24 protein-coding genes and 1 pseudogene are annotated in these 26044 nt (G+C 63.5%); 17 read left to right on the top strand and 8 right to left on the bottom strand.

Annotated elements, in window-relative coordinates; genetic code table 11:
• The first annotated feature begins 62 nt into the window (after nt 1–62).
• The 4 genes from AC07Y9_RS25910 to AC07Y9_RS25895 all read left to right on the top strand — a co-directional run bounded on the left by AC07Y9_RS25910 (nt 63) and on the right by AC07Y9_RS25895 (nt 5369).
• Nucleotides 63–1145 (top strand): 4-oxalomesaconate tautomerase, encoded by a 1083-nt coding sequence (locus AC07Y9_RS25910; protein ID WP_102681058.1) that lies wholly within the window; start codon nt 63–65, stop codon nt 1143–1145.
• Between the two features lie 46 nt (nt 1146–1191).
• Nucleotides 1192–2514 (top strand): C4-dicarboxylate transporter DctA, encoded by a 1323-nt coding sequence (dctA, locus tag AC07Y9_RS25905; protein ID WP_102681057.1) that lies wholly within the window; start codon nt 1192–1194, stop codon nt 2512–2514.
• Between the two features lie 129 nt (nt 2515–2643).
• The gene (locus tag AC07Y9_RS25900; RefSeq protein WP_102681056.1) at nt 2644–3948 is read left to right on the top strand and encodes a CitMHS family transporter; all 1305 of its coding nucleotides are present in this window, start codon (nt 2644–2646) and stop codon (nt 3946–3948) included.
• A 167-nt stretch (nt 3949–4115) separates the two neighbouring features.
• On the top strand, nt 4116–5369 hold the full coding sequence (locus AC07Y9_RS25895) for an OprD family porin (protein WP_102681055.1): 1254 nt from the start codon (nt 4116–4118) through the stop codon (nt 5367–5369).
• Between the two features lie 51 nt (nt 5370–5420).
• On the opposite strand, the gene AC07Y9_RS25890 is transcribed toward AC07Y9_RS25895, so the two are convergent.
• Nucleotides 5421–7373: a M48 family metallopeptidase gene (locus AC07Y9_RS25890; protein WP_102681054.1), complete on the bottom strand. Its 1953-nt coding sequence runs from the start codon at nt 7371–7373 to the stop codon at nt 5421–5423.
• 24 nt (nt 7374–7397) lie between these two features.
• Entirely contained in the window at nt 7398–7994 is a 597-nt protein-coding gene (locus AC07Y9_RS25885) for a LemA family protein (RefSeq protein WP_102681053.1), read from the bottom strand.
• 276 nt (nt 7995–8270) lie between these two features.
• Here AC07Y9_RS25885 and AC07Y9_RS25880 point away from each other — a divergent pair, with 276 nt between their 5' ends.
• On the top strand, nt 8271–9914 hold the full coding sequence (locus tag AC07Y9_RS25880; protein ID WP_102681052.1) for an ABC1 kinase family protein: 1644 nt from the start codon (nt 8271–8273) through the stop codon (nt 9912–9914).
• Nucleotides 9915–10012: 98 nt separating this feature from the next.
• Here the strand turns inward: AC07Y9_RS25880 and AC07Y9_RS25875 are convergent, their stop codons facing one another.
• Both AC07Y9_RS25875 and AC07Y9_RS25870 read right to left on the bottom strand, forming a co-directional pair.
• On the bottom strand, nt 10013–10369 hold the full coding sequence (locus tag AC07Y9_RS25875) for a DUF6572 domain-containing protein (RefSeq protein ID WP_087088076.1): 357 nt from the start codon (nt 10367–10369) through the stop codon (nt 10013–10015).
• Nucleotides 10370–10379: 10 nt separating this feature from the next.
• Nucleotides 10380–11642 (bottom strand): S-type pyocin domain-containing protein, encoded by a 1263-nt coding sequence (locus AC07Y9_RS25870; RefSeq protein WP_173679809.1) that lies wholly within the window; start codon nt 11640–11642, stop codon nt 10380–10382.
• A gap of 369 nt (nt 11643–12011) precedes the next feature.
• On the opposite strand from AC07Y9_RS25870, the gene AC07Y9_RS25865 reads away from it, so the two are divergent.
• The 3 genes from AC07Y9_RS25865 (at nt 12012) to dmeF (ending at nt 13812) form a co-directional block, all read left to right on the top strand.
• On the top strand, nt 12012–12350 hold the full coding sequence (locus tag AC07Y9_RS25865; protein WP_102681050.1) for an FKBP-type peptidyl-prolyl cis-trans isomerase: 339 nt from the start codon (nt 12012–12014) through the stop codon (nt 12348–12350).
• Between the two features lie 218 nt (nt 12351–12568).
• Nucleotides 12569–12841: a metal/formaldehyde-sensitive transcriptional repressor gene (locus AC07Y9_RS25860; protein ID WP_023968875.1), complete on the top strand. Its 273-nt coding sequence runs from the start codon at nt 12569–12571 to the stop codon at nt 12839–12841.
• A 14-nt stretch (nt 12842–12855) separates the two neighbouring features.
• Nucleotides 12856–13812 (top strand): CDF family Co(II)/Ni(II) efflux transporter DmeF, encoded by a 957-nt coding sequence (gene dmeF, locus AC07Y9_RS25855; protein ID WP_102681049.1) that lies wholly within the window; start codon nt 12856–12858, stop codon nt 13810–13812.
• 2 nt (nt 13813–13814) lie between these two features.
• Here dmeF and AC07Y9_RS25850 read toward each other — a convergent pair whose 3' ends face one another.
• From AC07Y9_RS25850 to AC07Y9_RS25840, 3 genes are all read right to left on the bottom strand, one after another.
• Nucleotides 13815–14789 carry an alpha/beta fold hydrolase gene (locus tag AC07Y9_RS25850; RefSeq protein WP_102681048.1) on the bottom strand — a complete coding sequence of 325 codons (975 nt, stop codon included), beginning with the start codon at nt 14787–14789 and terminating at the stop codon, nt 13815–13817.
• Between the two features lie 91 nt (nt 14790–14880).
• A complete protein-coding gene (locus AC07Y9_RS25845) occupies nt 14881–15228 on the bottom strand; it encodes an antibiotic biosynthesis monooxygenase family protein (RefSeq protein ID WP_102681047.1) in 348 nt (115 codons plus the stop codon).
• On the bottom strand, nt 15228–16370 hold the full coding sequence (locus AC07Y9_RS25840; RefSeq protein WP_102681046.1) for a cytochrome P450: 1143 nt from the start codon (nt 16368–16370) through the stop codon (nt 15228–15230). The genes AC07Y9_RS25845 and AC07Y9_RS25840 overlap by 1 nt, the downstream gene beginning before the upstream one ends.
• Before the next feature lie 81 nt (nt 16371–16451).
• Here AC07Y9_RS25840 and AC07Y9_RS25835 point away from each other — a divergent pair, with 81 nt between their 5' ends.
• From AC07Y9_RS25835 to AC07Y9_RS25795, 9 genes and pseudogenes are all read left to right on the top strand, one after another.
• Nucleotides 16452–17225 (top strand): ArsR/SmtB family transcription factor, encoded by a 774-nt coding sequence (locus AC07Y9_RS25835; protein WP_102681045.1) that lies wholly within the window; start codon nt 16452–16454, stop codon nt 17223–17225.
• A gap of 71 nt (nt 17226–17296) precedes the next feature.
• Nucleotides 17297–17794: a P-loop nucleotide/nucleoside kinase family protein gene (locus AC07Y9_RS25830; protein ID WP_102681044.1), complete on the top strand. Its 498-nt coding sequence runs from the start codon at nt 17297–17299 to the stop codon at nt 17792–17794.
• A 108-nt stretch (nt 17795–17902) separates the two neighbouring features.
• Nucleotides 17903–18151: pseudogene (locus AC07Y9_RS25825) on the top strand (transcriptional regulator); the annotation flags it as partial.
• 248 nt (nt 18152–18399) lie between these two features.
• A complete protein-coding gene (locus AC07Y9_RS25820; RefSeq protein ID WP_102681043.1) occupies nt 18400–18813 on the top strand; it encodes a DUF8788 domain-containing protein in 414 nt (137 codons plus the stop codon).
• Nucleotides 18814–18824: 11 nt separating this feature from the next.
• Nucleotides 18825–19313, top strand: a complete 489-nt coding sequence (locus AC07Y9_RS25815; protein WP_102681042.1) for a DUF8788 domain-containing protein — start codon at nt 18825–18827, stop codon at nt 19311–19313.
• A gap of 1019 nt (nt 19314–20332) precedes the next feature.
• Entirely contained in the window at nt 20333–21742 is a 1410-nt protein-coding gene (locus AC07Y9_RS25810; protein WP_009043313.1) for a circularly permuted type 2 ATP-grasp protein, read from the top strand.
• A 3-nt stretch (nt 21743–21745) separates the two neighbouring features.
• On the top strand, nt 21746–22696 hold the full coding sequence (locus AC07Y9_RS25805; protein WP_007925069.1) for an alpha-E domain-containing protein: 951 nt from the start codon (nt 21746–21748) through the stop codon (nt 22694–22696).
• Complete coding sequence (locus AC07Y9_RS25800) at nt 22693–23490, top strand: transglutaminase family protein (RefSeq protein ID WP_102681041.1); 798 nt, start codon at nt 22693–22695, stop codon at nt 23488–23490. Before AC07Y9_RS25805 ends, AC07Y9_RS25800 begins: the two co-directional genes overlap by 4 nt.
• A 231-nt stretch (nt 23491–23721) precedes the next feature.
• On the top strand, nt 23722–24606 hold the full coding sequence (locus tag AC07Y9_RS25795) for an N-acetylmuramoyl-L-alanine amidase (RefSeq protein WP_102681040.1): 885 nt from the start codon (nt 23722–23724) through the stop codon (nt 24604–24606).
• Between the two features lie 83 nt (nt 24607–24689).
• Here AC07Y9_RS25795 and AC07Y9_RS25790 read toward each other — a convergent pair whose 3' ends face one another.
• On the bottom strand, nt 24690–25709 hold the full coding sequence (locus AC07Y9_RS25790) for a branched-chain amino acid aminotransferase (protein ID WP_102681039.1): 1020 nt from the start codon (nt 25707–25709) through the stop codon (nt 24690–24692).
• Nucleotides 25710–26044: the final 335 nt, after the last annotated feature.

The raw sequence follows: 26044 nt of genomic DNA, 5'->3' as shown, positions 1-26044 counted from the left end.
TCCCTGACACTCTTGTGCCCAGAACATCAATTAACCCGATTGATTAACAAGAGTCTGTGTCCATGCAACGAATTCCTTGTGTGCTCATGCGCGGCGGTACCTCCAAGGGGCCGGTGTTTCTCGCCTGGGATCTGCCGGTGTCCATCGAACAGCGTGATGAGCTGCTGCTCGACCTGATGGGCTCGGGACATGAACTGGAGATCGACGGCATTGGCGGTGGCAGCCCGCAGACCAGCAAGGTCGCGATCGTCAGCCCGTCGCTGCACCCCGAGGCCGATGTCGATTACCTGTTCGTGCAGGTGATGGTGTCCCAGCGCCGGGTCGATACGGCGCCCAACTGCGGCAACATGCTGTGCGCGGTCGGCCCCTTCGCCGTCGAGCAAGGCCTGGTCAAGGCCACGGGCGAGCAGACCCAGGTGCGGATCCGCAATCTCAATACCGGCACCTTCGTCAATTCCCTGGTGCAGACGCCGGCGGGCAAGGTCAGCTACGAAGGCGATACCGCCATCGATGGCGTGCCCGGCACCGCCGCTCCGGTGCAACTGACGTTCCTCGACGCCGCCGGCAGCAAGACCGGCAAACTCTTCCCCACCGGGAACACCCGGGACCTGATCGATGGCGTACCGGTGACCTGCATCGACATGGCCATGCCGCTGCTGATCGTCGAGGCCGGTCAATTGGGCAAGCGCGGGGATGAAACCCCAGCCGAGCTGGACGCCGACAAGGACTTCCTGCGGCGGCTGGAGGCCTTGCGCTTGCAGGCGGGCCTGGCCATGGGCCTGGGTGACGTCAGCGACAAGGTGATTCCCAAGCCGGTGTTGATTTCCCCGGCCAAGGCGGGCGGTACCTTGCAGGCGCGTTACTTCATGCCGCACAGCTGCCATCGCGCGCTGGCCATCACCGGCGCCATCGGCCTGGCCACCGCCTGTGTCAGCGAGGGCAGCGTCGCCGCGCAACTGCTGGGCGACATCGGCCCCGCACGTTTGCAGCAGGTGCGCCTGGAACACCCCAGTGGCGCAATCGATATCGTATTGTCCTACTCCGGCAACCAGGGGCAGACCATTCGCGCCTCGGTGGTGCGCACCGCGCGACGGCTGTTCTCCGGTTTTGTCTACGCCCCGGCTGCACAACGCCTGGCCGGCTAATGCCGGACTCGCAGTGACGGTCGCTTGCATCAGAACAATTCTAAAAATGGGTGATGCCATGAAAGTCGTTAAATCGCTCTACTTCCAGATCATCTGTGCCGTGCTGCTGGGCGTGGTGGTCGGGCACTTCTGGGCCCAGCAGGCCATCGCCCTCAAGCCCCTGGGTGATGCCTTCATCAAGCTGGTCAAGATGATGATCGCGCCGGTGGTGTTCTGCACCATCGTCACCGGGATCGCCGGGATGAACGACAAGCGTTCCCTGGGCCGCCTGCTGAGCAAGACCCTGCTGTTGTTCCTGGCGCTGACGGTGGTCAGCCTGATCATCGGCCTGGTGGCGGTCTACCTGTTCAAGCCCGGCGCGGGCATGAACATCGACCCCACTCACCTGAGTACCCAGGGCTTGTCGCAGTACACCGAGTCGGCGGCGAAGCTGGGGGTGGTGGAGTTCTTCATGCACATCATTCCCGAGACCTTTATCGGCGCCTTCACCAAGGGCGAAGTGCTGCCGGTGCTGTTCATCGCGGTGCTCTGCGGTTTTGCCCTGTCGTCCCTGGGCGAGCGCGGCAAGCCCGTGCTGGATGTGCTGGAAGCCGCCTCGCACATGGTGTTCAAGATCTTTTCCTACCTGATGCGCTTTGCCCCGATCGGTGCGTTCGGCGCGCTGGCCTTCACGGTCGGCCAGTACGGCATCACCTCCCTGGGCGCCCTGGCCAAGCTGATCATGACCCTCTACATCGCCTGCGGATTCTTCGTCTTCGTGGTGCTGGGGGGGATTTGTCGCGCCCATGGGTTCAGCCTGTGGAAGCTGTTGCGCTACCTGCGTGAAGAGTTCCTGGTGGTGCTGGGCACCTCATCCACCGAGCCGGTGATGCCGCGCATGCTGGAGAAGCTCCAGGCCCTGGGTTGCAAGAAAGGCGTGGTGGGCCTGGTGCTGCCCACCGGCTATTCGTTCAACCTCGACGGCACGGCCATCTACCTGTCGCTGGCGGCGATTTTCATTGCTCAGGCCTGCAACATCGACTTGAGCCTGGGGCAGGTGATGACGATGCTGGCGATCATGCTGTTGTCGTCCAAGGGCGCGGCGGGAGTGACTGGCAGCGGCTTCGTCGCCCTGGCCTCGACCCTGACGGTGATCCACGACATCCCCTTGGCGGGGCTGGCGCTGTTGATCGGCATCGACCGCTTCATGTCCGAGGCCCGTGCGCTCACCAGCCTGGCCAGCAATGCCGTGGCCACGGTGGTGATCTCGCTGTCGGAAAACGCCTGCGATCGCCAGGTGCTGCTACAGACCCTGGATGGCAAGGCGACGCCCAACGCCCAGGCCAGTGACCCAGCCTGGGAGCCGGCGCAGGCCGGCAAACACCTCTAGCCGCTTGCGGCTCCCTCCACCTTCCGTTTCTGACCCCGGTTGAAACCCTCGCCAGGCCCCGCCTGGCGGGTAGGGGGCCGTGCGCCTGGGCGTCGGCCATGCTTGTCCATAACAACAAGAGAATCCCTCATGCTTGCATTACTCGGCCTGGCCATGGTGGTCGTGTTCACCTTCCTGATCATGACCAAACGCTTGTCCCCGATCGTTGCCCTGACCCTGGTGCCGATTGTCTTCGCGGTGATCGGCGGGTTTGCCGGCAGCACCGGAAAAATGATGCTCGACGGCCTGAAAATGGTCGCCCCCTCCGCGGCGCTGCTGCTGTTCGCGATTCTGTTCTTCGGCCTGATGATCGACGCGGGCCTGTTCGACCCGTTGATCCGCAAGATCCTCAAGCGGGTCAACGGCGACCCGGTGAAGATCGCCGTCGGCACCGCGTTGCTGTCGCTGCTGGTGGCCCTGGACGGCGACGGCACCACCACCTACATGATCACTTGCGCGGCGATGCTGCCGCTGTACAAGCGCATCGGCATGAACCCGATGATCCTCGCCACCATCGCCATGCTGTCCCTGAGCATCATGAGCGGCATGACCCCCTGGGGCGGGCCGGCCACCCGGGCTATCGCCGCCCTGGGGCTGGATGCCGGCGAGTACTTCGTGCCGTTGCTGCCAACCATGATCGGCGGTGCGGTCTGGGTGGTGTTCAGCGCTTTCCTGCTGGGCCGCGCCGAGCGCAAGCGTATCGGCAACACCCAGCTGCAGAGCGGTGGCGGCAACTGCTACATCAAGGCCATTGTCGAAGACACGCCCTGCAAGCGACCGAAGCTGGCCTACGTCAATCTGTTGCTGGTGGTGGCGGTGATGGTGGCGCTGGTGATGGGCCTGATGCATTCGGCGATCCTGTTCCTGATCGGCTTCGTGCTGGCACTGATGATCAACTACCCGCAACTGGAGATGCAGAAAGAGCGGATCCTCGCCCATTCGGGCAATGCCATGACCGTGGTGCTGCTGGTGTTCGCCGCCGGCATCTTTGCCGGGATCTTCTCCGGTACCAAGATGGTCGATGCCCTGGCGCAGACCCTGGTGGACTGGATTCCGCCGTCGTGGGGGCATTTGTTCCCGCTGGTGGTGGCCATCACCAGCATGCCGCTGACCTTCGTACTGTCCAACGATGCCTACTACTTCGGCGTGGTGCCGATCCTCGCCAATGCCGCGGCGGCCTATGGCATCGATCCGCTGGAGATCGCCCGGGCCTCGATCCTCGGCCAGCCGGTGCACCTGATGAGCCCGCTGGTGGCCTCGACCCTGCTGCTGGTGGGGATGGTCGACCGCGACATCGGCGACTTCCAGAAAGCCACCGTCAAATGGGCGGTCCTGACCTCCCTGGTAATTACCGCCCTGGCCCTGCTGACCGGCGCGCTGACCCTGTTTTCCTGAGCCTGTTCTCCTGAGTCATCCCTCTGAACCATCAGGTGTTCCCTGGCGCGCCGGGTCCATGGCGCGCGGCACCTGCACCTTGAATAACGGCACCTCGAATAGCTGCACCTTAAAAAAACAACAACTCGAATAACAACAACTTGAATAACAACAATGAGTAGTCCGATATGAGCCGTTCGATCACCCCTGGGGCGTGGTTTCCTCTGGTCGCCCTGTTGCCGCTGACGACCGTCGGCGCGGCAGGCTTTGGCGACGACAGCACGCTCAAGCTGCAACTGCGCAATGTCTACTTCAATGAGAACTTCCGTGACGAGCATGGCCTGAGCGCCCGGGCGGCACGCACGGCCAAGAGCGAGCGTACGGAGTGGGCCCAGGGCCTGCTGCTGGATTTCCAGTCGGGTTTCACCCCCGGCACCCTCGGCCTGGGTATCGACGGGCTGGCCCTGGTCGGGGTCAAGCTCGACTCGGGGCGGGGCCGCAGCGGTACCGGCTTGCTGCCGGTGCATGACGACGGTCGCGCCGCCGACGCGTTCGCCAGTGCCGGTGTCACGGCCAAGGCCAGGCTGGCCGGGACCACGTTCAAGCACGGCACCTTGCTGCCGAGGAACCCGGTGCTGATCTACAACGACGCACGACTGTTGCCGCAGACCTACCAGGGCACGCAGCTCACCAGCAGCGACATCGACAACCTGACGCTCACCGCTGGCCGGCTGGATCGCTTCAAACTGCGCGATTCCAGCGACAGCGTGCCGATCGTGGCGGACGGTTATGCCGGCGACAAGTCCGGGGACTTCACCTATGCCGGGGGCGACTACAAGCTCGGCAAAAACCTGCGCCTGAGCTACTTCTACGGCGAGCTCGAGCACTTCTACCGGCAGCACTTCGCCGGTATCCAGCACGACCTGAAGCTGGGCGCCGGCGTGCTGACCAGTGACCTGCGTTACTTCCACAGCAGCGACAGCGGTTCGGCCTACGGCGGCAACATCGATAACGATATGCTCAGCGGCCTGCTGTCCTATGCCGTGGCCGGCCATACCCTGAGTGGCGGCTATCAGGTGCTCAGCGGTGATGCCGGCTTGCCTTATATCAGCGGCGCCACGGTGTACTCGTTCAGCAACGTGGGCATTGGCAAGTTCATCGAGGAGGACGAGAAAACCTGGATGCTCGGCTACGGCTATAACTTCGCCGCCCTCGGGTTGCCGGGGCTGGCGTTTTCCACTCGCTACCTGAGCGGCAACGACGGCCGCTCGAACACGGCGATCAAGGAATGGGAGCGCGATGCCGAACTGGCCTATGTGGTGCAGCAAGGCCGCTTCAAGGGCCTGGGGGTGAAGCTGCGCAACTATGTGTACCGCTCCGACTTCGCCCGGGGGCGCGACAGCAACCGCCTCTATTTCACCTACGAGGTCGCGCTCTGGTAAGGATGCGGTGCCTACCCAGGCTGGTGCTGGGCAGGAATGGTTGACCGGTACTCAGAGCGTGGCGGCCTGGGGGGCGCTGGCCGATGCCTGGGAAGGCGCGGGCTCGGCGACTGCCGGGGGCAGCAGCGGCGGCATCGGGCAATCCAGCACATCGGCCACGGCGCGCATCAGCTCGGCTTCGGCCACGGTGACCTGGCCGTCGTAGCAGACGCAGCGGGCCATGGCCTGCAGCAGCGTCGGCCGTTCCTCGGGCATCAACTGGCGCAGGCGCACCAGGGCGGCATCCAGGTGTTCGAGGTCGACCTCCGCCGGTTGCGGCTGGGCGAAGGGCAGGCCGCTCCAGGCATGGGCCAGGGCCAGCTGGGCCTGCTGCGCGGTCTTTTGCCCGGCACTGGCCAGGGCGCCGAGCAGGACCGCCAGTTCTTCGCTGCGCTGGAACAGCCCCCATTTGTACTCGGGCGCCGGCAGGCCTTCGACATTGCGTTGCACGATGCGCAGCAGCGTCCACTCCAGCAGCTCGACCTGATCGTCGGCGTCGATCAGTTGCCGCAGGTTGTCCATGAACAGCTTGCAGGCTTGCTTGTCCAGCTGCTGCAGGGCCGGTATCGACAGGTCCAGCAGCGGCAGGCGCAGGTTCGGGTCGAGGGCCGCCAGTTGTTTTTGCAGGGCTTGCAGGCAACCGAAGACCTCGGCGGGGCTGTTGGTGTCCAGCTGCGCGAGTTGCCGGCGGCGCATCGAGTCGTTGGCGGACAGCAGCAGGCCATAGACCAGCGCCTGGGCACCGGTGGTGCTGTGGGCGCTGCGCTGGAGCGCCGGGTCGAGGCTGACCAGCGTTGCCTGGGCCGCCAGCAGATGTTGCGCGTTCGGGCTGCCGATGCTGGCAATCGACTGCTTGATCGCATTCAGGTCGAACACCAGGGCGCTGGTCGCTTGCGACTGGCGGCTGAACACCCCGGAGCTGTCCAGGCCGGAGCGGGCGGGTTCGGCCGGCAGTTCGATGGCTTCGATGGTGGGCAAGCGGCCGTCCCAGCCGGGTTCCAGGCGCCGGATCCGTGCCGAGAGGGGCGGATGGGTCGCGGACTGGCCATAGACGGAGAGGGTGGCCCCTTCACTGAAATACAGGTGGCTGTATTCAGCGCTGAAGGCGCTGTCGAGTTTCGAACTGGCGGCGTAACCGCCGATCTTTTTCAGCGCGCCGGCTAGGCCCACCGGGTTGCGGGTGAACTGCACCGCCGAGGCATCGGCGAGGAACTCGCGCTCGCGACTGATGGCGCCCTTGATCAGGTTGCCGAAAAAAGTCCCGACCGAGCCCAGCAGGATCAGCGCCAGGCCACTCCACATCGCCAACCCGCCGACCCGGTTTTGCGCCAGCCGGCCAGCCTGGTTGACCCCGTTGGCCATCGCCTCGCCGGTCAGGCCGATGACCAGGATGCCGTGGACAATCGCCACCAGCCGGGTGTTGAGGCGCATGTCGCCGTTGTAGATGTGGCTGAACTCATGGGCGATCACCGCCTGCAGTTCCTCGCGGTTGAGCACCATGATGGCGCCGCGGGTGACCCCGATCACCGCCTCTTGTGGCGTGAAGCCGGCGGCGAACGCATTGATCCCGGCATCGGGCAGCACGTACACCTGTGGCACCGGCGTGCCCGAGGCCAGGGCCATTTCCTCGACCACATTGAGCAGCCGTTGTTCTTCCAGGCCGTCCGGGTGCAGGTTGATCAGCCGGCCACCCAGGCGCTTGGCGACTACCTTGCCGCCGGCTTTGAGTTCGGCGTGCTTGCCCATGCTGCTGCCGATCACCACCAGGAACACCACCGCGGCGATCATCGCCGTCAGGTGCCAGTCGAAGCTCGGCGACTGCTTCATCTCCTTGAGAAATTGCAGCCAGAGCAGGTTCAGCGCCAGGCTGGTGACGGCCACCAGACACAGCACGGCCAGGATCATCAGCAGCACCAGGGTGCCGGTACGCCGCTTGGCCCGGGCCTGGTGTTCAAAAAAATTCATCGGACCATCCAGGGTGACAGAGGGTTAGAACGCGACCTTGGGGGCTTCCTGGATCAGGGCGCTGTCGGCGAATTGCAGCAGGCTGGCATCGGCGCCATGGCCGAACAGGCCGGCCAGGATCACCGGCGGGAAACTCTGCTTGTAGCTGTTGTAATCCATCACCGTGTCGTTGAAGGCCTGGCGGGCAAAGGACACTTTGTTTTCGGTGCTGGTCAGCTCTTCGCTCAGCTGTTGCATGTTCTGCGACGCCTTGAGGTCCGGGTAGGCCTCCATGCTCAGGTTCAGCCGGCCCATGGCGCTGGACAGTACGCCTTCGGCCTGGCCCAGTTGCGCCATGTGCTGCGGGTTGCCGGGCTCGGCCGCGACGGCCTTGAGACCCGCCAGTGCGGCATTGCGCGCCGCGGTCACGGCTTCGAGGGTGTCGCGCTCGTGCTTGAGGTAGGCCTTGGCGGTTTCCACCAGGTTGGGGATCAGGTCGTAACGGCGCTTGAGCTGGACTTCGATCTGCGCGAAGGCGTTCTTGAAGCGGTTCTGGCGGGCCACCAGGCCGTTGTAGACGGTGATGACGTAGATCACCAGCAGGGCCAGAACGAGCAGAACCACAATAGTTGAAACAGCCATACGGATGTCCTTATCGGCGTGCGGATTTCAGGGGGGCGCCATGGTAACCGAATTCATGGCGGGCACAGCCATGGGCAACCGTCGGCATGCGCTCTTCGGCAGCGCCTCGCATGCGCAGGCGCAATCGGCGCCAGCGCGTTGTGAATGATTGCCGGCTGCTGTGGTCGGACCTTGCATGGCGTGTCGTCGATCCCGGAGTCCGCGGCAGGCGCGCCACCCAACCCTGGGCCCGCCAGCCACGCCGCGGGCGTCACCTTGTGAAGGATCATCCCGACCATGCTCGAACCCACCTGGACGGCTCTCAAACACCATAAGCGGGTGCACCAGATTGTCGCCGTGCTGGTGGCCTTCGGTGCCCAGGACGTTTTACTGCGCCTGGGGTTGGGGCGCCTGTTGGGCGAGTCGTCAGCCGCTGGTGAAGCGCAGCCGCAGGACTCTACGCCGCAACGGGTGCGCCTGGCCCTGGAGAAACTTGGGCCGACCTTTATCAAGCTCGGGCAGATCCTCGCCAGCCGCAGCGACATCCTGCCGCCGCACTGGATCAGCGAGCTGGAGGCGTTGCACAGCAGTGCCGCGACCTTGCCCTGGAGCGAGCTGGAAGATCAGGTGCGCGAGGACCTGGGCTGCGAACTGGAGCAGGTGTTCGCCGAGTTCGACAGCGAGCCCCTGGCCGCGGCCTCCATCGCCCAGGTTTATCGCGCGCGCCTGCTCAGTGGCGAGGCGGTGGTGGTCAAGGTCCAGCGCCCCGGCCTGCGGCGCAAGATGAGCGCCGACCTGCAATTGCTGGAAGGCGTGGCGATGCTGGTGGAAGAGAACGCCTCCCTGGCCCATTACCAGCCGCGGCAGATGGTCCGGCAACTGGCCCGGGCGATGCTCGAAGAACTGGACTTCACCCAGGAGGGGCAGCACTGCGACGCAGTGGCGGCGAATTTCGCCGAGCATCCGCAGATCGCCATTGCGCGTATCCACTGGCTGCACAGCAGCGAGCGTCTGCTGGTCCAGGAATTTTTACCCAGTCACACGCCGCTGGAACGCCAGGCCCTGATCGAGCAGGGCCTGGACCCGAGCCTGCTGGCGCAGCGCGGGGCCCAGGCGTTCATCAAGATGCTGCTGGAGGACGGCCTGTTCCACGGCGACCCGCACCCCGGCAACCTGCGGGCCATGGACGACAATCGGGTCGGCTTCATCGACTTCGGCATGGTCGGGCGCCTCGACGAACGCCGGCGCCTGGAGGTCATGAGCTTCATGCGGGCCATGACCGAAGGCAGTACCGAAGCGCTGGTGGCGGTGCTGATCGACTGGAGCGGCGAGCAGGTGCGCGACCTGTCCGCCATCGAACAGGCCGCCCGGGAATTCATGGGCCGACACGGCGGCAAGGCACTGAACATGAGTGCGATGATCGAGGACTTCCTCGGCCTGATGCGCGAATACCAACTGCTGTTGCCGGCCGACCTGCTGGTGCTGTTCAAGGCGCTGATCACCGCCGATGGCGTACTCACCCGGCTCGACCCGCAACTGGACCTGATAGCCACCGCGCGCCCGGCCATCAGCAAGATGCTCAAGCAGCAGTTCAGCTGGAAACTCGCCCGCCGCCTGGGCCTCGACGGCCTGGAGCTGGGCCGCGGCGTCGCCGTCGAACTGCCGCAACTGACCCGCCTGCTGATCAACCGCCTGAAACACGGCGTGGTCGACCTGCGCCTCGATATGCCGGGCATCGAGCGCCTGGAAAAATCCCTGCGCCTGGCCTCCACCCGCTTATCCCTGGCCCTGCTGATCAGTGCGCTGCTGATCGCCTTCGGCCCGCAGATCGCCGCGGCCGGGCCCACCTGGCAGGGGTTGTCGGTGGTGGGCTGGCTGGCGGTAGTGGCGACTGTGGGTGGGGTGGTGGCGTTTGTCTGGAGTTTGTTCAAGCGGTCTTGAGGGGGGAGTGGGGGATCAGGGCTTTGCCAGATCCCATTGGCACTCTTTCAACCGATCGACATTGGTGCCGCTGTCTTTCATTTGGGTGTGGCCCTTGTTTACATGCTGCGTATTGTCTCGTTTTCATCAAGCACGAACTCTAGTCCAATACCAACCTCTTTCAGCACCTCAGTAGCACGATCAATGAAGAGCTCACCTTGCTCTGGTAGTTCATGCAGTCCATTGATGCGAATGATGGGGGACTTACCAAGTGCACCGGGAATCTCAGTGTAGATTTCCCCGCTCTCAATGAAAGCAACATATGTGTTGATCTTGTCTTGTAGTAGTTGCAGATGTTCGCCTTGTTGGGCTTTATCGCCCCATTCAAGGTGGTCAGAGATAATCAGCACAATGTTATTGGGCTCCCAGGTGGGGATGACCCAGATATCGATTACCTGCGGATTCGTAATAGACATGTCTGTTCCCTCAGGGCTTTGGTCGAATAATTTCGACTTTGGTTGGTGGGATTTCAGTACCACCGGGGAACCCCGGCTTCCCTTTGCCTACAACTATTGCACCACTTTCTTGGATTTCAGGGAAAGCAACTTTCTGGTTCTTGGTCAGTGGTGCTGTGTCTGATGATTTGCACTCGATACAGGAAAGTTTGCCATCAGCATCACGCCCCAGCATGTCGAGCCTTGTACGGGCTCCGCTTTTGGTCTTGATCGTCACCTCTCGGCCAAGCTCGGGTTGAGTCTGGCTGAGCTCATCATATTTAGCATCTTCAAACGCCTTGCCCTGCTTCCTGTTCTTCTCCAACTGAATGTTGAACACGATGTACAGAGGCTGAATCCCGGACCCTGGCGGGAAGACCAGAATGAAGTCTTTGTACTCGGGCGGGTAGAGCGGGTTGACGATGATGCTATCCGCCTGTTCGGTGGGCGGATAAATCCAGATGTGGGGAGCCTGTGGTGCTGCCTCTAATGGAGGGATCCCCGAAGCACTGGACGGGTCAATGGCTGGTGTCCAGGTCAGGGTGATCCCGTCTCCGAAATCGGCCACCTGCTGAGAGCCCTGAGTCTCGAGCCGGGCAACAGGGATCATTTCCCAGTCGCTGCGCTTCTCAGTGTTGTATCCGTAGCCTTTCAGCGTACCGTCGGCCTGCTGTTCCACATGCAACCGGACACGTGTGCGGCCTTCCTTGAGCGCTTTGAGCTGTTCGGTTGTGTACAGGCTGCTGTCGCCCAAGCTCGATGGCCAGAGCAACGCGGCTATGCCCGCCAATCCACCTGCAATAACACCCGTGGTAAAAAACGTGGCACCCGCACTCGCGCCCGTTGCCGCAGTACCCGTGCTGATTCCAGCACCGGCTCCAGTGCCAACCCCTGTAGCAGCACCAGCAGTAGCAGCCACTCCACCTAATAGAAGTGTTCCAAGTGCAGCAGGTAACGCGTGACCACTGATTTGCTGGAGAGGGATTTTCCCTGTTGCATCCGCTTCGCGTCCGCCTAGCAAAACGAGCTGCCCGTATTCGCTGATGGCATTGGTGGGGATGACACGAGTTGCGTAGTTGATAACCCCATCTGGGAGCTTGCAGGGCTTGGTAAAAGTGCACCCAGCTGTCTGGGGTTTGGCTTCTGCCTTCGGTGGCAGGTCCGGGTATTGCGCCCAGCGTTGGGCGCCCAGATCGACGGGCTCTATACCCTTGTTGCGATAGCCCTTCGGGGTGTTCGGTACGTAGCCACTCATCCGTGTTCGCGTCCACATTGTCCATAAAGAAGCCCCCGTCAGAGGGGGAGCGAAGAGCATTCGCAGTTGGCTTAGGGACGCTATTGGATTTGGCTATGGAGGGTCTGTAGGGACAATCTGAAAAATGGTGGCTGGGTCAGGAGGCATCTACGAAACAGTTACGACCACAGGCAGGTCGGTGGGAAACACAAGGTGCTGGTACTGGCGCATATAGCTCGCCCTGAGCTTAACGATGCGGAACGCGTCCAGATAATGTGCCCAGCCTCAGCCCCATCCAGGAGCATGCCTTACAAGTCGAGAGGCTGAAAATTTGCTATTTTCCGCACCCTTGGCGGCCACTGCCGGCTGCCGTCAATAGAGAGTGAGTGGATGAGCGATTCGTTGCAGGTGATCGATATCGAAGTGGGCGAGGGCAAGGCGGCGGTCAAGGGCGCCTTGATCACCACCCAGTACCGCGGTTTCCTGGAAGACGGCACGCCCTTCGATTCGTCCTGGGAGCGCGGCAAGCCTTTCCAGTGCGTGATCGGCACCGGACGGGTAATTAAAGGCTGGGACCAGGGCCTGATGGGCATGCAGGTCGGCGGCAAGCGCAAGCTGCTGGTGCCGGCGCATCTGGGTTATGGCGAGCGGTCGATGGGCAAGATCCCGCCGAATGCCAACCTGGTGTTCGAGATCGAGCTGCTGGAAGTCCTGACCCGCGACGATTGATCCCGCGTACTGGCCAGGTCGGGGTGCTGTCTGATCTGGCTGCCTTCACGGTCTTCCTCGGTAAATCCCTCTTTGAAATCGTGTCTCCGTGCTTCGCCTGGCGGGGCTGGGCCGTGGGTGATCGACATGCAGTGGCGGACGACCGGTGTCATCAAGCCCTTGCGTAGGCCCGTGGCATCGGCCAGGATAGGCGCCATATAGGTATAGGGGGTATAGGTATGTCGCACACGCACGCACAGAAAGACGATCTGCTCAAACGGGTCCGGCGCATTCTTGGCCAGGTGCAGGCCGTGGAGCGGGCCCTGGAGTCTGGCGCGGAATGCGCCAAGACCCTGCATCTGGTGGCGGCCACCCGTGGCGCGATCAACGGCCTGATGGGGGAAATCATCGAGGCCCATGCCCTGGAGCATGTGGCCCATCCTGAACTCAGTGATGCCGAACGGGCCAAGGGCGTGAACGAACTGCTCGAAGCCATTCGCCGTTATTCCTGACTGGAGGCCACACCATGCGCCCGACCTTGCCAGCGGCAGGCTTGACCCACGACCACCACTTCCTCGGTGCCGCCCACGATGAAAACGCCCGTCGCACCCTGTGGGTGGTGGTGCTGACCTTCGTCATGATGATTGGCGAAATCGCCGCCGGTTATCTCACCGGTTCCATGGCCTTGCTCGCCGATGGTTTCCATATGGCGACCCACGCCGGGGCCCTGGGCATCGCGGCGGCGGCCTACGGTTTTGCCCGGCGCAATGCCGACAATGCGCGTTTCAGCTTCGGCACCGGCAAGGTCGGCGACCTGGCGGGGTTCGCTTCGGCGCTGATCCTCGGCCTGGTGGCCATCGGCATTGCCGGCGAGTCGTTGCTGCGGCTGTTGCAGCCGACCCAGGTGGCCTTCACCGAGGCGACCGTGATCGCCGTGGCCGGGCTGCTGGTGAACATCGTCAGTGCCTTGCTGCTTTCCGGCGGTCACGCCCATCACGGCCACGGCCACGTTCATCAGCAGGCTCATGAGCATCCGCACGAGCACTCACACGGGCATGGCCATCACCACGACAACAACCTGCGCTCGGCCTATGTCCATGTACTGGCCGATGCCCTGACCTCGGTCCTGGCTATCGCCGCGTTGCTGGCGGGGCGTTACCTGGGATGGGTCTGGCTCGACCCGGTGATGGGCATCGTTGGCGCGGTGGTGATCGCCCGTTGGGCGTATAGCCTGATGAAGTCCAGCGCGGCGGTGCTGCTCGACACCACGGACGAACAGCTGGCCGGCGAGATTCGCCAGTCGGTGGAAGCCGCCGGCGATGCGCGCATCACCGACCTGCATGTGTGGCAGGTCGGCCCGCAGGCGCGGGCGGCGATCGTCAGCGTGGTGGCGGCCGCTGGTGTCAGCGCCGAGACCATCCGCCAGCGCCTGGCGCCGGTCCACGAACTGTCGCACCTCACCCTCGAATATCGCAGCCTGTAACACTAGGCCCCTGTCTGCACCGTAGGCGGGCAGGGGTAGTTTCTCCCAAGAAAATCCAGCAACCGCAGATTGACCTCTGCGGCCTGTTCGCTCTGGATCCAGTGCCCGCAATCCGCCAGCCGATGCTGTTCCAGGCGCGGCACCTTGCCGGGCATACGCTCCATCGTGCGGGCTTCCAGCTGGCCCACCGGGTCGCGGTCGCCGATCATGAACAGAGTGGGTTGGCTCACCTGGCATTCGCCCAGGTGTTCGGTCCGTTGCCAGTTGCGCTCGAAGTTGCGGTACCAGTTCAAGGCGCCGCGAAAACCTCGCCCTGCAAAGGTGCGCCGGTACACCGCAAAATCCTCCGGCGTGCACCAGGCGGGCGGTGCGTGGCGCGCAGGCATGCCCTCGAACAGCAGGGCCGACGGGCTTTTTTCATCCAGCAGGCGTTCGCAATCGTGCATGAAATGCAGCAGGCTGCGGTCGATGTCGGCGTCCAGTTCCCGCTCGGCGATGCCGGGTTCCTGGAAGTACAGGATGTAGTTGAAACGCTCGGCGAACAGCTCGCGCATGATCTCCACGGCCGGGCGTTTCGGGCGGCCGGCGAACGGCACCGACAGAGCCACCAGGGCCTTGACCCGCTGCGGCTCCAGCAGCGCCAGGTGCCAGGCCACCACCGCGCCCCAGTCGTGACCGACGATGCAGGCCTGCTCCTGGCCCAGGGCATCCATCGCCTGCTGGATATCGGCGCACAGGGTCAGCACGTCATAGGCCGCCACCTCCTCGGGGGCACTGCTGTCGCCGTAGCCGCGCATCTGCGGGATCAGCACCCGGTAGCCGGCGGCCGTCAGCGGCGCGACCTGCCGGCGCCACGAGTACCAGCACTCGGGAAACCCATGCAGCAGCCACACCGGCGGGCCGTCCAGCGGGCCAGCGGCATGCAGGTGCAATTCGATGCCATTGAGCTTCAGGGCATGTTGGGTGATCTGGCTCATGAGCGTATCCTCCCGGGTCCAGGCATGACCCTAGCAGAAGCCCGATGACCCTCTGACCACCATTCATTGTTCGAATAGGCGCCCAGCAGTGTTACCCGGCATGGGCCCGGCGGCTGTCCGCCGGCGCCTGCTCGCGCTGGGTCAGCCCGTAGTCGCGCGCCACCTCGGCGACCCGCAGCCGGTAGTCGGCGAACACCTGGGTCCGCCCCAGGGCCTGGGCCGTGCGATGGCGTTCCAGGGTGCGCCAGGCTTCGACCGCTTGCTCGTCGCGCCAGAACGACAGGGACAGCAGCTTGTCCGGCTCGCTCAGGCTCTGGAAACGTTCGATGGAAATGAAGCCGTCGATCTCCAGCAGCAGCGGTTTCAACGCGGCGGCGAGGTCCAGGTAACGCTGGTGATGTTCCGGGCGGGGCAGGGCTTCGAATATCACGGCGATCATCAGTGCGACTCCGGCAGGCTAGTGAACAAGGGGATACGCCCGTTGAGCGAGAGTTTGTAGGTCCAGGCGATGGGCTGGTCGAGGGTCGATTGCCGCAGCAGCGCCCCGACCACCGCGCCGGCGATGGCCAGGGCCAACTCTTGGCCGGGGCATTGGTGGCGTCCGCTGCCAAAGCTGAAACTGCGCCGGTCCTCGCGTTCGAGCAGCAGGCGATCCGGCTGCGGGTTCAGTTGCGGGTCGCGGTTGGCCGAGGCCAGCAGTACCAGCACCACGGCGCCGCGCTCCAGCGTCACCCCGGCGATGCTGCAGGGGGCGGCGACGAAGCGGCGGGTGTTCTGTACCGAGGGATCATGGCGTTGCACTTCGGCCAGCAGGTCGGCGACCCGGGCGGGCGCCGCCTGCAGTTCCGCGAGCAACCGGCGATCGCCCAGCAGGGCGCAGAGGGTATTGCCGATCAGGCCAGCGCTGGCCTCGAAGGTCTGGGACAACAGGCCGATCAGGTTGGCGATCAGGCTGTCGCGATCTTGAGCGTCGAAGCCTGCGACGATCCGTTGCAACAGCGGGCTGACGGGCGGCTGATCGAGCAGAGCTTCAAAGCGTCGAGTCAGTTGTCCGGCTGCCCGGTGGGCGGCATCCCGTTGCGCCCGATCGCTGGCCGGCGACAGGCAGGCGACAAAGTCCCGGGTCAGCCCGGCAATCGCCGGCAACGTGTGCGCGGCAAAGCCCAGCAGCCCGGCGACCACCGCCACCGGCAGGTGGAACTGGCAGTCATGCAGCCTGGCCGCGGTATCGCTTGGCAGGCCCAGCAGCAGGGCGGCGACCCGCTGGCTGGCTTCCTCGGCATGCACCTGTTGCAGGCCCGGCTCGATGGCGGCCCGGGGGCAACGCTGGCGCTCACCGTCGTTCATCCGCATCAGGCGGCCGAATACTTGACCGGCAGCGCCGTCGACTATCGTCCGCGGTACTGGCTCGTGCGCAGGACGTACCCGACACTCGGGATGGGCCAGCACCGCGGCCACCGCTGCGGCGCTGCTGGCCAGCCACATCCCCAGTCCGGGGTCGAAGGCCAGCCCGCCCCGGGCCCGCAGGCTGGCGTAGTAAGGGTAGGGATCGACGTGGGTGACGGCGGTGATCGGGTCCATGGCGTGCGGCCTTATTCGCGGGGGAGAAGTGTTGCTACTATCGGCAACCTGCGAGGGGCACGATTCGTTCGGGAGCGAAATATGAATGCACAGCAGCACGACAACGCCGTATCCCAGGTCGCCGCGGCCATTGCCGAGCCGGCGCGGACGAAAATGCTCTGCGCGCTGATGGACGGCCACGCGCGCACCAGCACCGAGCTGGCGGCGATCGCCGATGTCAGCGCCTCCACCGCCAGCGCGCACCTGGGCAAGCTCAAGGAACTGGCCCTGGTGCGCCTGCATGTGCAGGGCCGCCATCGTTACTACAGCCTGGCCGACAAGCGCGTGGCACAGGCCCTGGAAGCGCTGATGGTGATCGGCCGCAACGCCACGCCCGGGTTCAGCCCACGGACTCCGGACCGCCTGCAGTTCGCCCGCACCTGCTACGACCATATGGCCGGCACCCTGGCGGTGCAGCTGCATGACCGCCTGCTTGAGGCCGGTTGGTTGCAGGAGCCGCAGGAGGGCGCTCAGGAGTACGTTCTGAGCCCGGCTGGCGAAGGTTTTTTTGTTGGGCTGGGCATCGATGTGCAAGCTCTGGCCAGCCTGCGCCGGCGCTTTGCCTGCCCGTGCCTGGACTGGAGCATGCGCCGCCCGCACCTGGGCGGGGCGCTGGGGGCGGCGTTGTTGCAGGAGGTGATCCGGCGCAAATGGCTGACCCAGGACCTGGACAGCCGGGCGCTGGGCTTGACCGCCCTGGGGCGCAAGGAGCTTGCCAGTCGGTTCGACGTCCAGCTCGAAGAGCCGGACAGCCCGGCCCCGCGTGCCAGGAGCGTTGCCAAACCGGGTCGCCCGGCCGTTACCCAGGCTTCGTAGGCCGGTCCACAAACCCATGGCTGGCGTTGTCGTCAGCCTCCGAATGCATCGCTTTGCCTGGAGTTCTGCCTATGCTCATCGTCTTCAGTGGCCTGCCCGGCAGCGGCAAGACCACCATCGCCCGGGCCCTGGCCAGCCATCTGCGGGCCACCTATCTGCGCATCGACAACATCGAGCAGGCACTGCGCAACGGCGGGCTGGCGGAAGTCGGCAAGGCCGGGTACGACATCGCCAATGCCCTGGCCCGCAGCAACCTGGCCCTGGGCAACCGAGTGGTGGCCGATTGCGTCAATCCGGTCGCCGAGAGCCGCCAGGCCTGGCAGGGCATCGCCGAGGCCGAGCAGAGCCCGCTGCTCAATATCGAGGTGGTGTGCACCGATGTCGCCGAGCACCGGCGGCGGGTGGAAAACCGTGAGGCGGATGTACCCGGGTTGCGCCGACCCAGCTGGCAGTCGGTGCTCGATCACGATTACCAGGCCTGGAGCGGCGAGCGCTTGACGCTGGACAGTTCGCTGTTGTCGCCGGCGGAGGCGGTGCGGATCATCGTTGGGCGTCTGGAAGCACTGTAGTGCCGCGGCGCCTGCATGACCGGCCGGGTTCTGGCGCTGGACAGCGATAAATCCCGTTCGCCTGCGCCGAATCAATAAACAAAGGAATGGCGAAGGCTTTTTTTGCCGGGGCTGTGCATTGATGTGCGGGCCCTGGCCAGCCGCGCCGACGCTTTGCCTACCCGTGCCTGGACTGGAGCATGCGCCGCTTTTATCTGGGGGGTGCGTAGGGGGGGCGCGCTGTTGCAGGAGCGCAAATGGCTGCCCCAGGACCTGGACAGCAGGGCGTCGACCTTGACGACGAGCGGACGTAAGGCGTTCGTCAGCCGTTTCGGCATCGAGATTGTCCTGACTGAACACCCACCGATTTTACATTGAGTGGGGCCGCCAAGCCGTCCAGGGGCTATTTGAGGCTTCTGCCGCAGCTTCTATGTCGAATGGCACGTAATGGCAAGTCGCCCTGTTTTTCCTGGTTTATCTTCTCACTTGCCTGGCCGAGATACTTTGTCGCGGTCCTCGCGACTACAAGGATCAAGGTTGTGCGGCACCACCTCTGCAGGTAAGCGCGTGGAGTCGACAGAGGGCACGTCCGACGCTTGCGTCGAAACCTTACAAGGAGTTCTCACATGGCAATTCCTACCACCAGTTGTGAAGTCCAGGTGCAAATCTGGGTCGATGACAATGCAGTGACCAGTGGCTCCAGCGCGGGGGTCTATCTGGTCGATAACCGTAGCTCCGCTGGCACTACCCATGAAGGCACCGCCAACCTCAATACCGCGGCATCCAAGGGCAGCAATATCTGCTGGGAGGTGTTCCTGATTAACCCCAAGTCGACCTCGCACGTCTCCATTGCTGCTATCGGCAACTCGAACGCCTGGGGCTACAGCGGCCAACCGCAAGCTGCTTCGGATAACCCGAGGGCGTTTACCGGCTCCGTGCAGAACGCCGGCAACGCGAGTTATCCGGTATCCCTCAACGTACAGGTGGCGGGCGGCTCCGGTATCACCGTGAAGCTCAACCCCAGCGTGACTGTCAAGTAAGGAGCATGACAATGAGTAGCCAAAAAAGTACTGCCCAGGTCTGGGCTGCTGATGCGCAGGTGCTTGCCGGCATCGCCAACCCACAAACTGCAATCACCATTGCCATCGATACCTCGTCTGTATTGGGGACCGGCGGCGGAAATATTTACAGCGGTGTGTACATGTTCGACAACCGTCTGAGCAACGACAGCAGCGGCGAAGGATCGCTGGAGCTGCGTACTCACTGCAACGTCGGGGATTACATCGGCTTCGAGGTGGTTCCGATCGATCAGAGTACTGGCGACACGGTGGCCATCACCGGCTTCCAGGTTTCCCAAGGCAGCGTGTTCGGCAGCGATGGCTACCCGATGCAAGTCAGCGCCAGTGGTAACTACTGGGTAGGCCTGGCACGTAATGCATCGCAGCAGACCACCTATCAGATCCAGGTCAAGGTGACCTCTGGAGGATTGCGCCCATCGGTACGTTTCATCCAATGGGACCCCTACATCGGGACGAACTGATTAGCCGCTGAACTCACGGAAGGAGCTTGCCTCCTTCCGTGACTCTCCCTTCGACCGCAGCCATTACCAGAGCGAGCCTATTCGCGATGGCGGTGTGCCTGACCACCGCGGTGCCTGGGTCACGCGTAAACTGCCCTCCTGCAGTCCCGGTGCAAATCCCACTCGCTGGCGCCCAATCAATAAACACTGGAATGAAGACTTTGGCGGATAACGTCGGCGAACGTTATTCCTTCGGGCGCGAACCGTGCACAGTCGGAAATGCCCGGTTCAATCCTGTCCGACACTTTTACAAACTAGCGCTGGCGAAAAGCTGAAATTGCGCCAATAGTTGGCGCTATTGGGTGTTTCGTTCGCCGTTGGTGCGTTTTCCGGACCGCTAATGGTGCGCTGTTCTTTCTCTCGGCAGGCCGCGTCAACTCTTGCTTTGTGCAAAGCGATAACAGCTGCTTTGCCAAAAATCCCCGTGTCAGGGCAAAAAAACCTTCCTCGACAGTTTCTGCACTTTTTTCGTTCGCGCCAGTGTTGTGCAAAGCCGTTCAGGCGGCTTTCCGGATAAAACGTTTCAGCGTCAACCGGGGGTGGGGCCCCGTGGTTGAGTGAAAAATGCCGTCAAGCGGGTGTTTTTTCACCCTTGGGGACTTTATTCGCAAGGAGGCGGGGTTTGGGCACAGCGATTGCTACAGCAGATAAACAGCCTTCGGGTTCCATTGAAGTGTGCTGTCGAAGTTTCGGAAAACTTTCAGATTGAAAGTTCACATTAAAACGAAAAAGGAGGTGACGAGTTCCACAACCAATGGACGTCATCGCGGGCGCTCCATTGCCGAAAATCCATACGGGAAGTTTCGCCAGACGACTGGCGTCAATAAGTGGGGGTATTTCCGCCAGCATCGAGCGGAAAATTCAAGCCGCACAATGAGGTGCTCAACAGAACAGTTTCTATCGCACAGCGTAAGGCCCGATTTATTGAAACAGAGAGTTTAAATAAAAAAGCCGTTTAAACCACGGCGAGGAGTTGGGGTATGTCCCGTGCTTTTTTTAACGAAATGTATGATGCGAGTGGTGGCTGCCGCCCACATTACCAGGAGTTCGCCCGCTGGCTGGCGGACACTCCAGTGGAGCTGCTGGACCAGCGTCGGCGCGAAGCCGACCTGCTGTTCCACCGCGCTGGCATCACCTTCACGTTGTACGGTGACGAGCAAGGCACTGAACGGCTGATTCCCTTCGACATCATCCCGCGCAGCATCAAGGCCAGCGAATGGCGGAACGTTGAGCGCGGCTGCATCCAGCGGGTCCAGGCCCTGAATATGTTCCTGGCCGATATCTACCACGGGCAACGCATTCTCAAGGAGGGCATCATCCCGGCCGAGCAGGTGCTGGCCAACGAGGGTTACCAGGTGGCGATGCGCGGCCTGGATTTGCACCGCAATATCTATTCGCACATCTCCGGCGTCGACCTGGTGCGTGACGGCGACGGCAGCTACTACGTGCTGGAAGACAACCTGCGCACTCCCAGCGGCGTGAGCTACATGCTCGAAGACCGCAAGATGATGATGCGCCTGTTCCCCGAACTCTTCGCCGCGCAGCGCGTGGCGCCCATCGACCACTACCCGAACCTGCTGCTCGATACCCTGAAAAGCTCCAGCCCGCTGGACAACCCGACGGTGGTGGTACTGACCCCGGGGCGCTTCAACAGCGCCTATTTCGAGCATGCGTTCCTGGCCCGGGAGATGGGCGTGGAACTGGTGGAAGGCGCCGACCTGTTCGTGCGCGACGACCGCGTATTCATGCGCACCACCTCCGGCGCCCAGGCGGTGGACGTGATCTACCGCCGCCTCGACGACGCCTTCCTCGACCCCTTGTCGTTCAACCCCGATTCCATGCTCGGCGTGCCCGGGCTGATCGCCGCCTACCGTTCCGGCAACGTGGTGCTGGCCAACGCGGTGGGCACCGGGGTGGCGGACGACAAGTCGATCTACCCCTATGTCGACGAGATGATCCGCTTCTACCTGAGCGAGGAACCGATCCTGAAGAACGTGCCGACCTGGCAATGTCGCAAACCCGAGGAACTGTCCCACGTACTGGCCAACCTGCCGGACCTGGTGGTCAAGGAAACCCAGGGTTCCGGCGGCTACGGCATGCTGGTGGGGCCGGCGGCCACCGCGGCGGAGATCGAAGACTTCCGCGCCCGGCTCAAGGCCCGCCCCGAGGCCTATATCGCCCAACCCACCCTGTGCCTGTCGACCTGCCCGACCTTTGTCGAGAACGGCATCGCGCCGCGGCATATCGACCTGCGTCCGTTCGTCCTGTCGGGCAGCGAAACCCGCCTGGTGCCGGGCGGCCTGACCCGCGTGGCCTTGCGCGAAGGCTCGCTGGTGGTGAACTCGTCGCAGGGCGGCGGCACCAAAGACACCTGGGTCGTGGAGGATTGACCGATGCTTTCAAGAACCGCTGCAGACCTCTACTGGATGTCCCGTTACCTGGAGCGCGCCGAGAACCTGGCGCGCATGCTCGAAGTCAGTTACTCGCTGTCGCTGATGCCCCAGGCGGGGCGTAGCGACGGCCATGCCGAGCTGGCGATGTCGCTGCTGGCCGCCGGCACCCTGGACGACTACAACCAGCGTTATGGCGAGCTGAACACCGAACGCATGCTGCATTTCTTCGCCCTCGACGAGACCAACCCCGGCAGTATCTATTGCTGCCTGCGGGCGGCGCGGACCAACGCCCACGCGGTGCGCGGGCGCATCACCGCCGACATGTGGGAAAACATCAACGCCACCTGGCTGGAGATGCGCAACATCGCCAAGAGCGGCCTGGGGCGCTACGGCATCAGCCATTTCTGCGAGTGGGTCAAGGAGCGTTCGCACCTGTTCCGTGGCGCGACCTCGGGCACCATCATGCGCAACGACGCCTATTGCTTCATTCGCCTGGGCACCTTTATCGAGCGGGCCGACAACACCCTGCGCCTGCTGGACGCGCGCTACGAAATGTTCGGCGAGGAGTCGGAGGAGGTCAGCGACAACTCGGCCCGCGGCTACTACCAGTGGAGCGCCTTGCTCCGCGCCCTGTCCTCGTTCGAGGCGTTCAACGAGATCTACCGCAACGCGCCGGGGGCCGAGCAGGTGTCCGAGATGCTGCTGTTGCGCGCCGACGTACCACGCTCGCTGCATGCCTGCGTCGAGGAACTGGACCAGATCCTCGCCAGCCTGCCGGGCAACAACGGCCGTCCGGCCCAGCGTCTGGCCGCCGAACTGAACGCGCGCCTGCGCTACACCGGGATCGACGAGATCCTCGCGTCGGGCTTGCACCTGTGGCTGAGTGACTTCATCGCGCAGATCCGTCACCTGGGGCAGACCGTCCACGAATCCTATCTGGAGGTTGTATGAAACTTTCCATACGCCACGACACCACCTACAGCTACGCCGACGAAGTCTGCACCAGCATCCAGTTCCTGCGCCTGACCCCGCAGAACAGTGAGCGCCAGCACATCCTCGAGTGGCACCTGGAACTGCCGCGCCTGGTGCGCAGCCAGGTCGATCCCTACGGCAATATCCTGCACGTGCTGACCATGGACGAACCCCATGGCGCCCTGGTCCTGAGCGCCTATGGCCAGGTGGAAATCGACCAGGCCCGGGAGGTGGAACACGACAGCCAGTCGCCGCTGCCGTTCCTGCGCAGCAGCCCGCTGACCAAGGCCGACGCGGCTCTCGGCGCCTTTGCCGCGCAGCATTGCGGCACCCGGCGCGACCGCGCGGCGCTGATCGAGCTGATGCATGCCCTGGCCGCGCACATGGTCTACAGCCCGGGCGCGACCACGGTGGACACCACCGCGGCCGAGGCTTTCGCCGGCCGGGTCGGGGTCTGCCAGGACCACACCCATGCGTTCCTGGCCTGCGCCCGCGGCCTGGGGATTCCCGCGCGTTATGTCTCCGGCTACCTGTGCACCGAAGACGAAAGCCACCTGGCCAGCCACGCCTGGGCGGAGGCCTGGATCGACGGCGGCTGGTACAGCTTCGACGTGACCAACCGCCTCGCGCGGCCGGAACGGCACCTGAAGCTGGCGGTCGGCCTCGACTACCTCGACGCCTGCCCGGTGCGCGGCATGCGTCGCGGCGGTGGTGCCGAGCACATGCTGGCACAGGTCCAGGTGAACTCGATGTTCCAGGTCCAGCACCAGTAGCCGCGACCTTTCCCGCACTATCGGGCATGCCGGCCCCGGCATGCCCACCCCTTGGGGCGTAGTAGCCCTGCGTGGCCCATCATCCGCGCTCTCTGTTGTCGGACTTTCTCAGCGACTTTCGGACTTTTCCTAAAGACAGTCTTTCCTCCCGGTCCCTAGCATGCGCCGCTCCGCAGGCCTGCAACGCAGCAAGCCAGGCGGGGAAAGGAAAGCAACGTTCAAGGGCAAGTCATGAAGAAATACACCACGGTCTTAAGCCTCTTGCTGGCGATGACCGGTTGTACCAGCAGCAACCAAGACACCTCCGAGGCCAGGCTTACGGAGAAAGAGGGCTACGTCCTTTCGAAAGGCGAAAGGGCGGTGGCGAAGAACCATCGGATCCGTTTCCTGGTCCTGCACTACACCGCGCTCGATCAGGCGCAGTCCTTCGAAACGCTGACGCGATCGGAACACGTCAGCGCCAACTACCTGATTCCCGACCGGCCGAAGACCTACAAGGGCCTGCCGGTGGCCGACCAGTTGGTCGATGACCACGACCGGTCCTGGCATGCGGGAGTGAGCCAGTGGAAGAACCGCAGCAACCTGAATGACACCTCGCTCGGGATCGAGATCGTCAACGCGGGCTGGGACCAGGACACCGGCCAGTTGCTGGGCGAGCCCTACAACGAGCGCCAGATAGAACTGCTGATCAGCCTGACCCGGGACCTGGTCAGGAAGTACGACATACAGCCGACGGACATCGTCGGGCACTCGGATATCGCCCCCGGGCGCAAGATCGATCCGGGGCCGTTCTTTCCCTGGAAACGGCTTGCCGAAGCCGGCATTGGCGCCTGGCCCGACGAGCGCACCATTGACGACTACCTGACTCGCTTCAGCGTGGCGCCGCCGAGCATGGTCCAGGTCACGAAGGCGCTGCAAACCTATGGTTATGGCTATCTGGACCAACAACCGGAAAGGGTGGTGGAAGCCTTTCAGATGCGCTTTAACCAGGAGAATGTCAGCGGGATCGTGGATATCCGCACGGCTGCCATTCTGTTTTCCCTGATCGACAAATATCACGGCAAGGACAAGGCAAGCGCCATTCTGCTGCCGCCGGAAGTGGCGGCTCTCGGCTAGGGGCACAGGTTTCGGCGCCCATGAAAAAAGCCCGCCGATCACGCAAGTGAAAGGCGGGCTTTTTGCTGCCGGGGGGCGTCAGATCAAACCTTGACGATCCAGCCGGCTGGCGCTTCGACGTCGCCGGTCTGTACGCCGGTCAGCTCTTTGTAGAGCTTCTGGGTGATCGGGCCGACTTCTTTTTCGCTGTAGAACACGTGCAGCTTGTCCTGGTACTCGATGCCGCCGATCGGCGTGATCACCGCGGCGGTACCGCAGGCGCCGGCTTCCTTGAAGTCCGACAGCTTGTCGATCAGCACGTCGCCTTCGATCACTTCCAGGCCCAGGCGGGTCTTGGCCAGTTCGATCAGCGACAGGCGGGTGATGCCCGGCAGTACCGACGGCGACTTCGGCGTGACGAATTTGTTATCAACGGTGATGCCGAAGAAGTTGGCCGAACCGACTTCCTCGATCTTCGAGTGGGTCAAAGGGTCCAGGTAGATGCAGTCGGCGAAGTGCTTCTTCTTGGCTTCCGAACCTGGCATCAGGCTGGCGGCGTAGTTGCCACCGACCTTGGCCGCGCCGGTGCCTTGTGGCGCCGCGCGATCGTAGGTGGAGATCAGGAAGTTGTGCGGGGTCAGGCCGCCCTTGAAGTAGGCGCCGACCGGAATGGCGAAGATCGAGAAGATGAACTCGGGGGCGGTGCGCACGCCGATGTTGTCACCCACGCCGATCACGAACGGGCGCAGGTACAGCGCGCCGCCGGTGCCGTAAGGCGGGATGAAGCGTTCGTTGGCGCGTACCACTTGCTTGCACGCTTCGACAAACTGCTCGGTGGACACCTGCGGCATCAGCAGGCGCGCGCAGCTACGCTGCATGCGGGCGGCGTTCTGGTCCGGGCGGAACAGGTTGATCGAACCGTCCTTGCAGCGGTAGGCCTTCAGGCCTTCGAAGCACTGCTGGCCATAGTGAAGGGCGGTGGAGCCTTCGCTGATGTGCAGCACGTTGTCTTCGGTCAGGGTGCCTTTGTCCCACTCGCCGTTCCGCCAGTGCGACAGATAGCGCTTGTCTGTCTTGATGTAGTCAAAACCCAGCTTGTCCCAATTGATGCTTTCGTTACCCATGACACCCTCTATCGCTTAACAACCGTCGCAACGGCTCAAGGCTTCTGACGTTTTTTGGATGGGCACAACAATACTGCATTCCGGGGGGGCACCGCATCCCGGGCGATGGGAGGGGCAGCAAAAAAACCTGGCCTGCTCATGAACCCTCCTGTCGCCCCGCGGCGAGCTGTTTCTGTAGGAGCGGAGCTTGCTCGCGATGGCGCCGGCACAGACGGCTCGATTTCCCCGCCGTGCTCACTGGCCCTATCGCAGGCAAGCCTCGCGCCTACGAATATTGCTGTTCCCTGTAGCCGCTGCCGCAGGCTGCGATCGGCCTCGAAGAGGACGTGCTCTTG

It is taken from the genome of Pseudomonas sp. GW456-L12 (assembly GCF_059424045.1).
This window is presented reverse-complemented; position numbering and strand designations above follow the sequence as displayed.

Coding starts and splice junctions, on each gene's coding strand:
- dmeF (WP_102681049.1), top strand. CDS start 12,856: ATGCGCCCGACCTTGCCAGCGGCAGGCTTGACCCACGACCACCACTTC.
- AC07Y9_RS25820 (WP_102681043.1), top strand. CDS start 18,400: ATGGCAATTCCTACCACCAGTTGTGAAGTCCAGGTGCAAATCTGGGTC.
- AC07Y9_RS25850 (WP_102681048.1), bottom strand. CDS start 14,789: ATGAGCCAGATCACCCAACATGCCCTGAAGCTCAATGGCATCGAATTG.
- AC07Y9_RS25840 (WP_102681046.1), bottom strand. CDS start 16,370: ATGGACCCGATCACCGCCGTCACCCACGTCGATCCCTACCCTTACTAC.
- AC07Y9_RS25910 (WP_102681058.1), top strand. CDS start 63: ATGCAACGAATTCCTTGTGTGCTCATGCGCGGCGGTACCTCCAAGGGG.
- AC07Y9_RS25790 (WP_102681039.1), bottom strand. CDS start 25,709: ATGGGTAACGAAAGCATCAATTGGGACAAGCTGGGTTTTGACTACATC.
- AC07Y9_RS25870 (WP_173679809.1), bottom strand. CDS start 11,642: ATGAGTGGCTACGTACCGAACACCCCGAAGGGCTATCGCAACAAGGGT.
- AC07Y9_RS25875 (WP_087088076.1), bottom strand. CDS start 10,369: ATGTCTATTACGAATCCGCAGGTAATCGATATCTGGGTCATCCCCACC.
- AC07Y9_RS25860 (WP_023968875.1), top strand. CDS start 12,569: ATGTCGCACACGCACGCACAGAAAGACGATCTGCTCAAACGGGTCCGG.
- dctA (WP_102681057.1), top strand. CDS start 1,192: ATGGGTGATGCCATGAAAGTCGTTAAATCGCTCTACTTCCAGATCATC.
- AC07Y9_RS25795 (WP_102681040.1), top strand. CDS start 23,722: ATGAAGAAATACACCACGGTCTTAAGCCTCTTGCTGGCGATGACCGGT.
- AC07Y9_RS25845 (WP_102681047.1), bottom strand. CDS start 15,228: ATGATCGCCGTGATATTCGAAGCCCTGCCCCGCCCGGAACATCACCAG.
- AC07Y9_RS25895 (WP_102681055.1), top strand. CDS start 4,116: ATGAGCCGTTCGATCACCCCTGGGGCGTGGTTTCCTCTGGTCGCCCTG.
- AC07Y9_RS25865 (WP_102681050.1), top strand. CDS start 12,012: ATGAGCGATTCGTTGCAGGTGATCGATATCGAAGTGGGCGAGGGCAAG.
- AC07Y9_RS25890 (WP_102681054.1), bottom strand. CDS start 7,373: ATGAATTTTTTTGAACACCAGGCCCGGGCCAAGCGGCGTACCGGCACC.
- AC07Y9_RS25885 (WP_102681053.1), bottom strand. CDS start 7,994: ATGGCTGTTTCAACTATTGTGGTTCTGCTCGTTCTGGCCCTGCTGGTG.
- AC07Y9_RS25880 (WP_102681052.1), top strand. CDS start 8,271: ATGCTCGAACCCACCTGGACGGCTCTCAAACACCATAAGCGGGTGCAC.
- AC07Y9_RS25805 (WP_007925069.1), top strand. CDS start 21,746: ATGCTTTCAAGAACCGCTGCAGACCTCTACTGGATGTCCCGTTACCTG.
- AC07Y9_RS25900 (WP_102681056.1), top strand. CDS start 2,644: ATGCTTGCATTACTCGGCCTGGCCATGGTGGTCGTGTTCACCTTCCTG.
- AC07Y9_RS25830 (WP_102681044.1), top strand. CDS start 17,297: ATGCTCATCGTCTTCAGTGGCCTGCCCGGCAGCGGCAAGACCACCATC.
- AC07Y9_RS25815 (WP_102681042.1), top strand. CDS start 18,825: ATGAGTAGCCAAAAAAGTACTGCCCAGGTCTGGGCTGCTGATGCGCAG.
- AC07Y9_RS25810 (WP_009043313.1), top strand. CDS start 20,333: ATGTCCCGTGCTTTTTTTAACGAAATGTATGATGCGAGTGGTGGCTGC.
- AC07Y9_RS25835 (WP_102681045.1), top strand. CDS start 16,452: ATGAATGCACAGCAGCACGACAACGCCGTATCCCAGGTCGCCGCGGCC.
- AC07Y9_RS25800 (WP_102681041.1), top strand. CDS start 22,693: ATGAAACTTTCCATACGCCACGACACCACCTACAGCTACGCCGACGAA.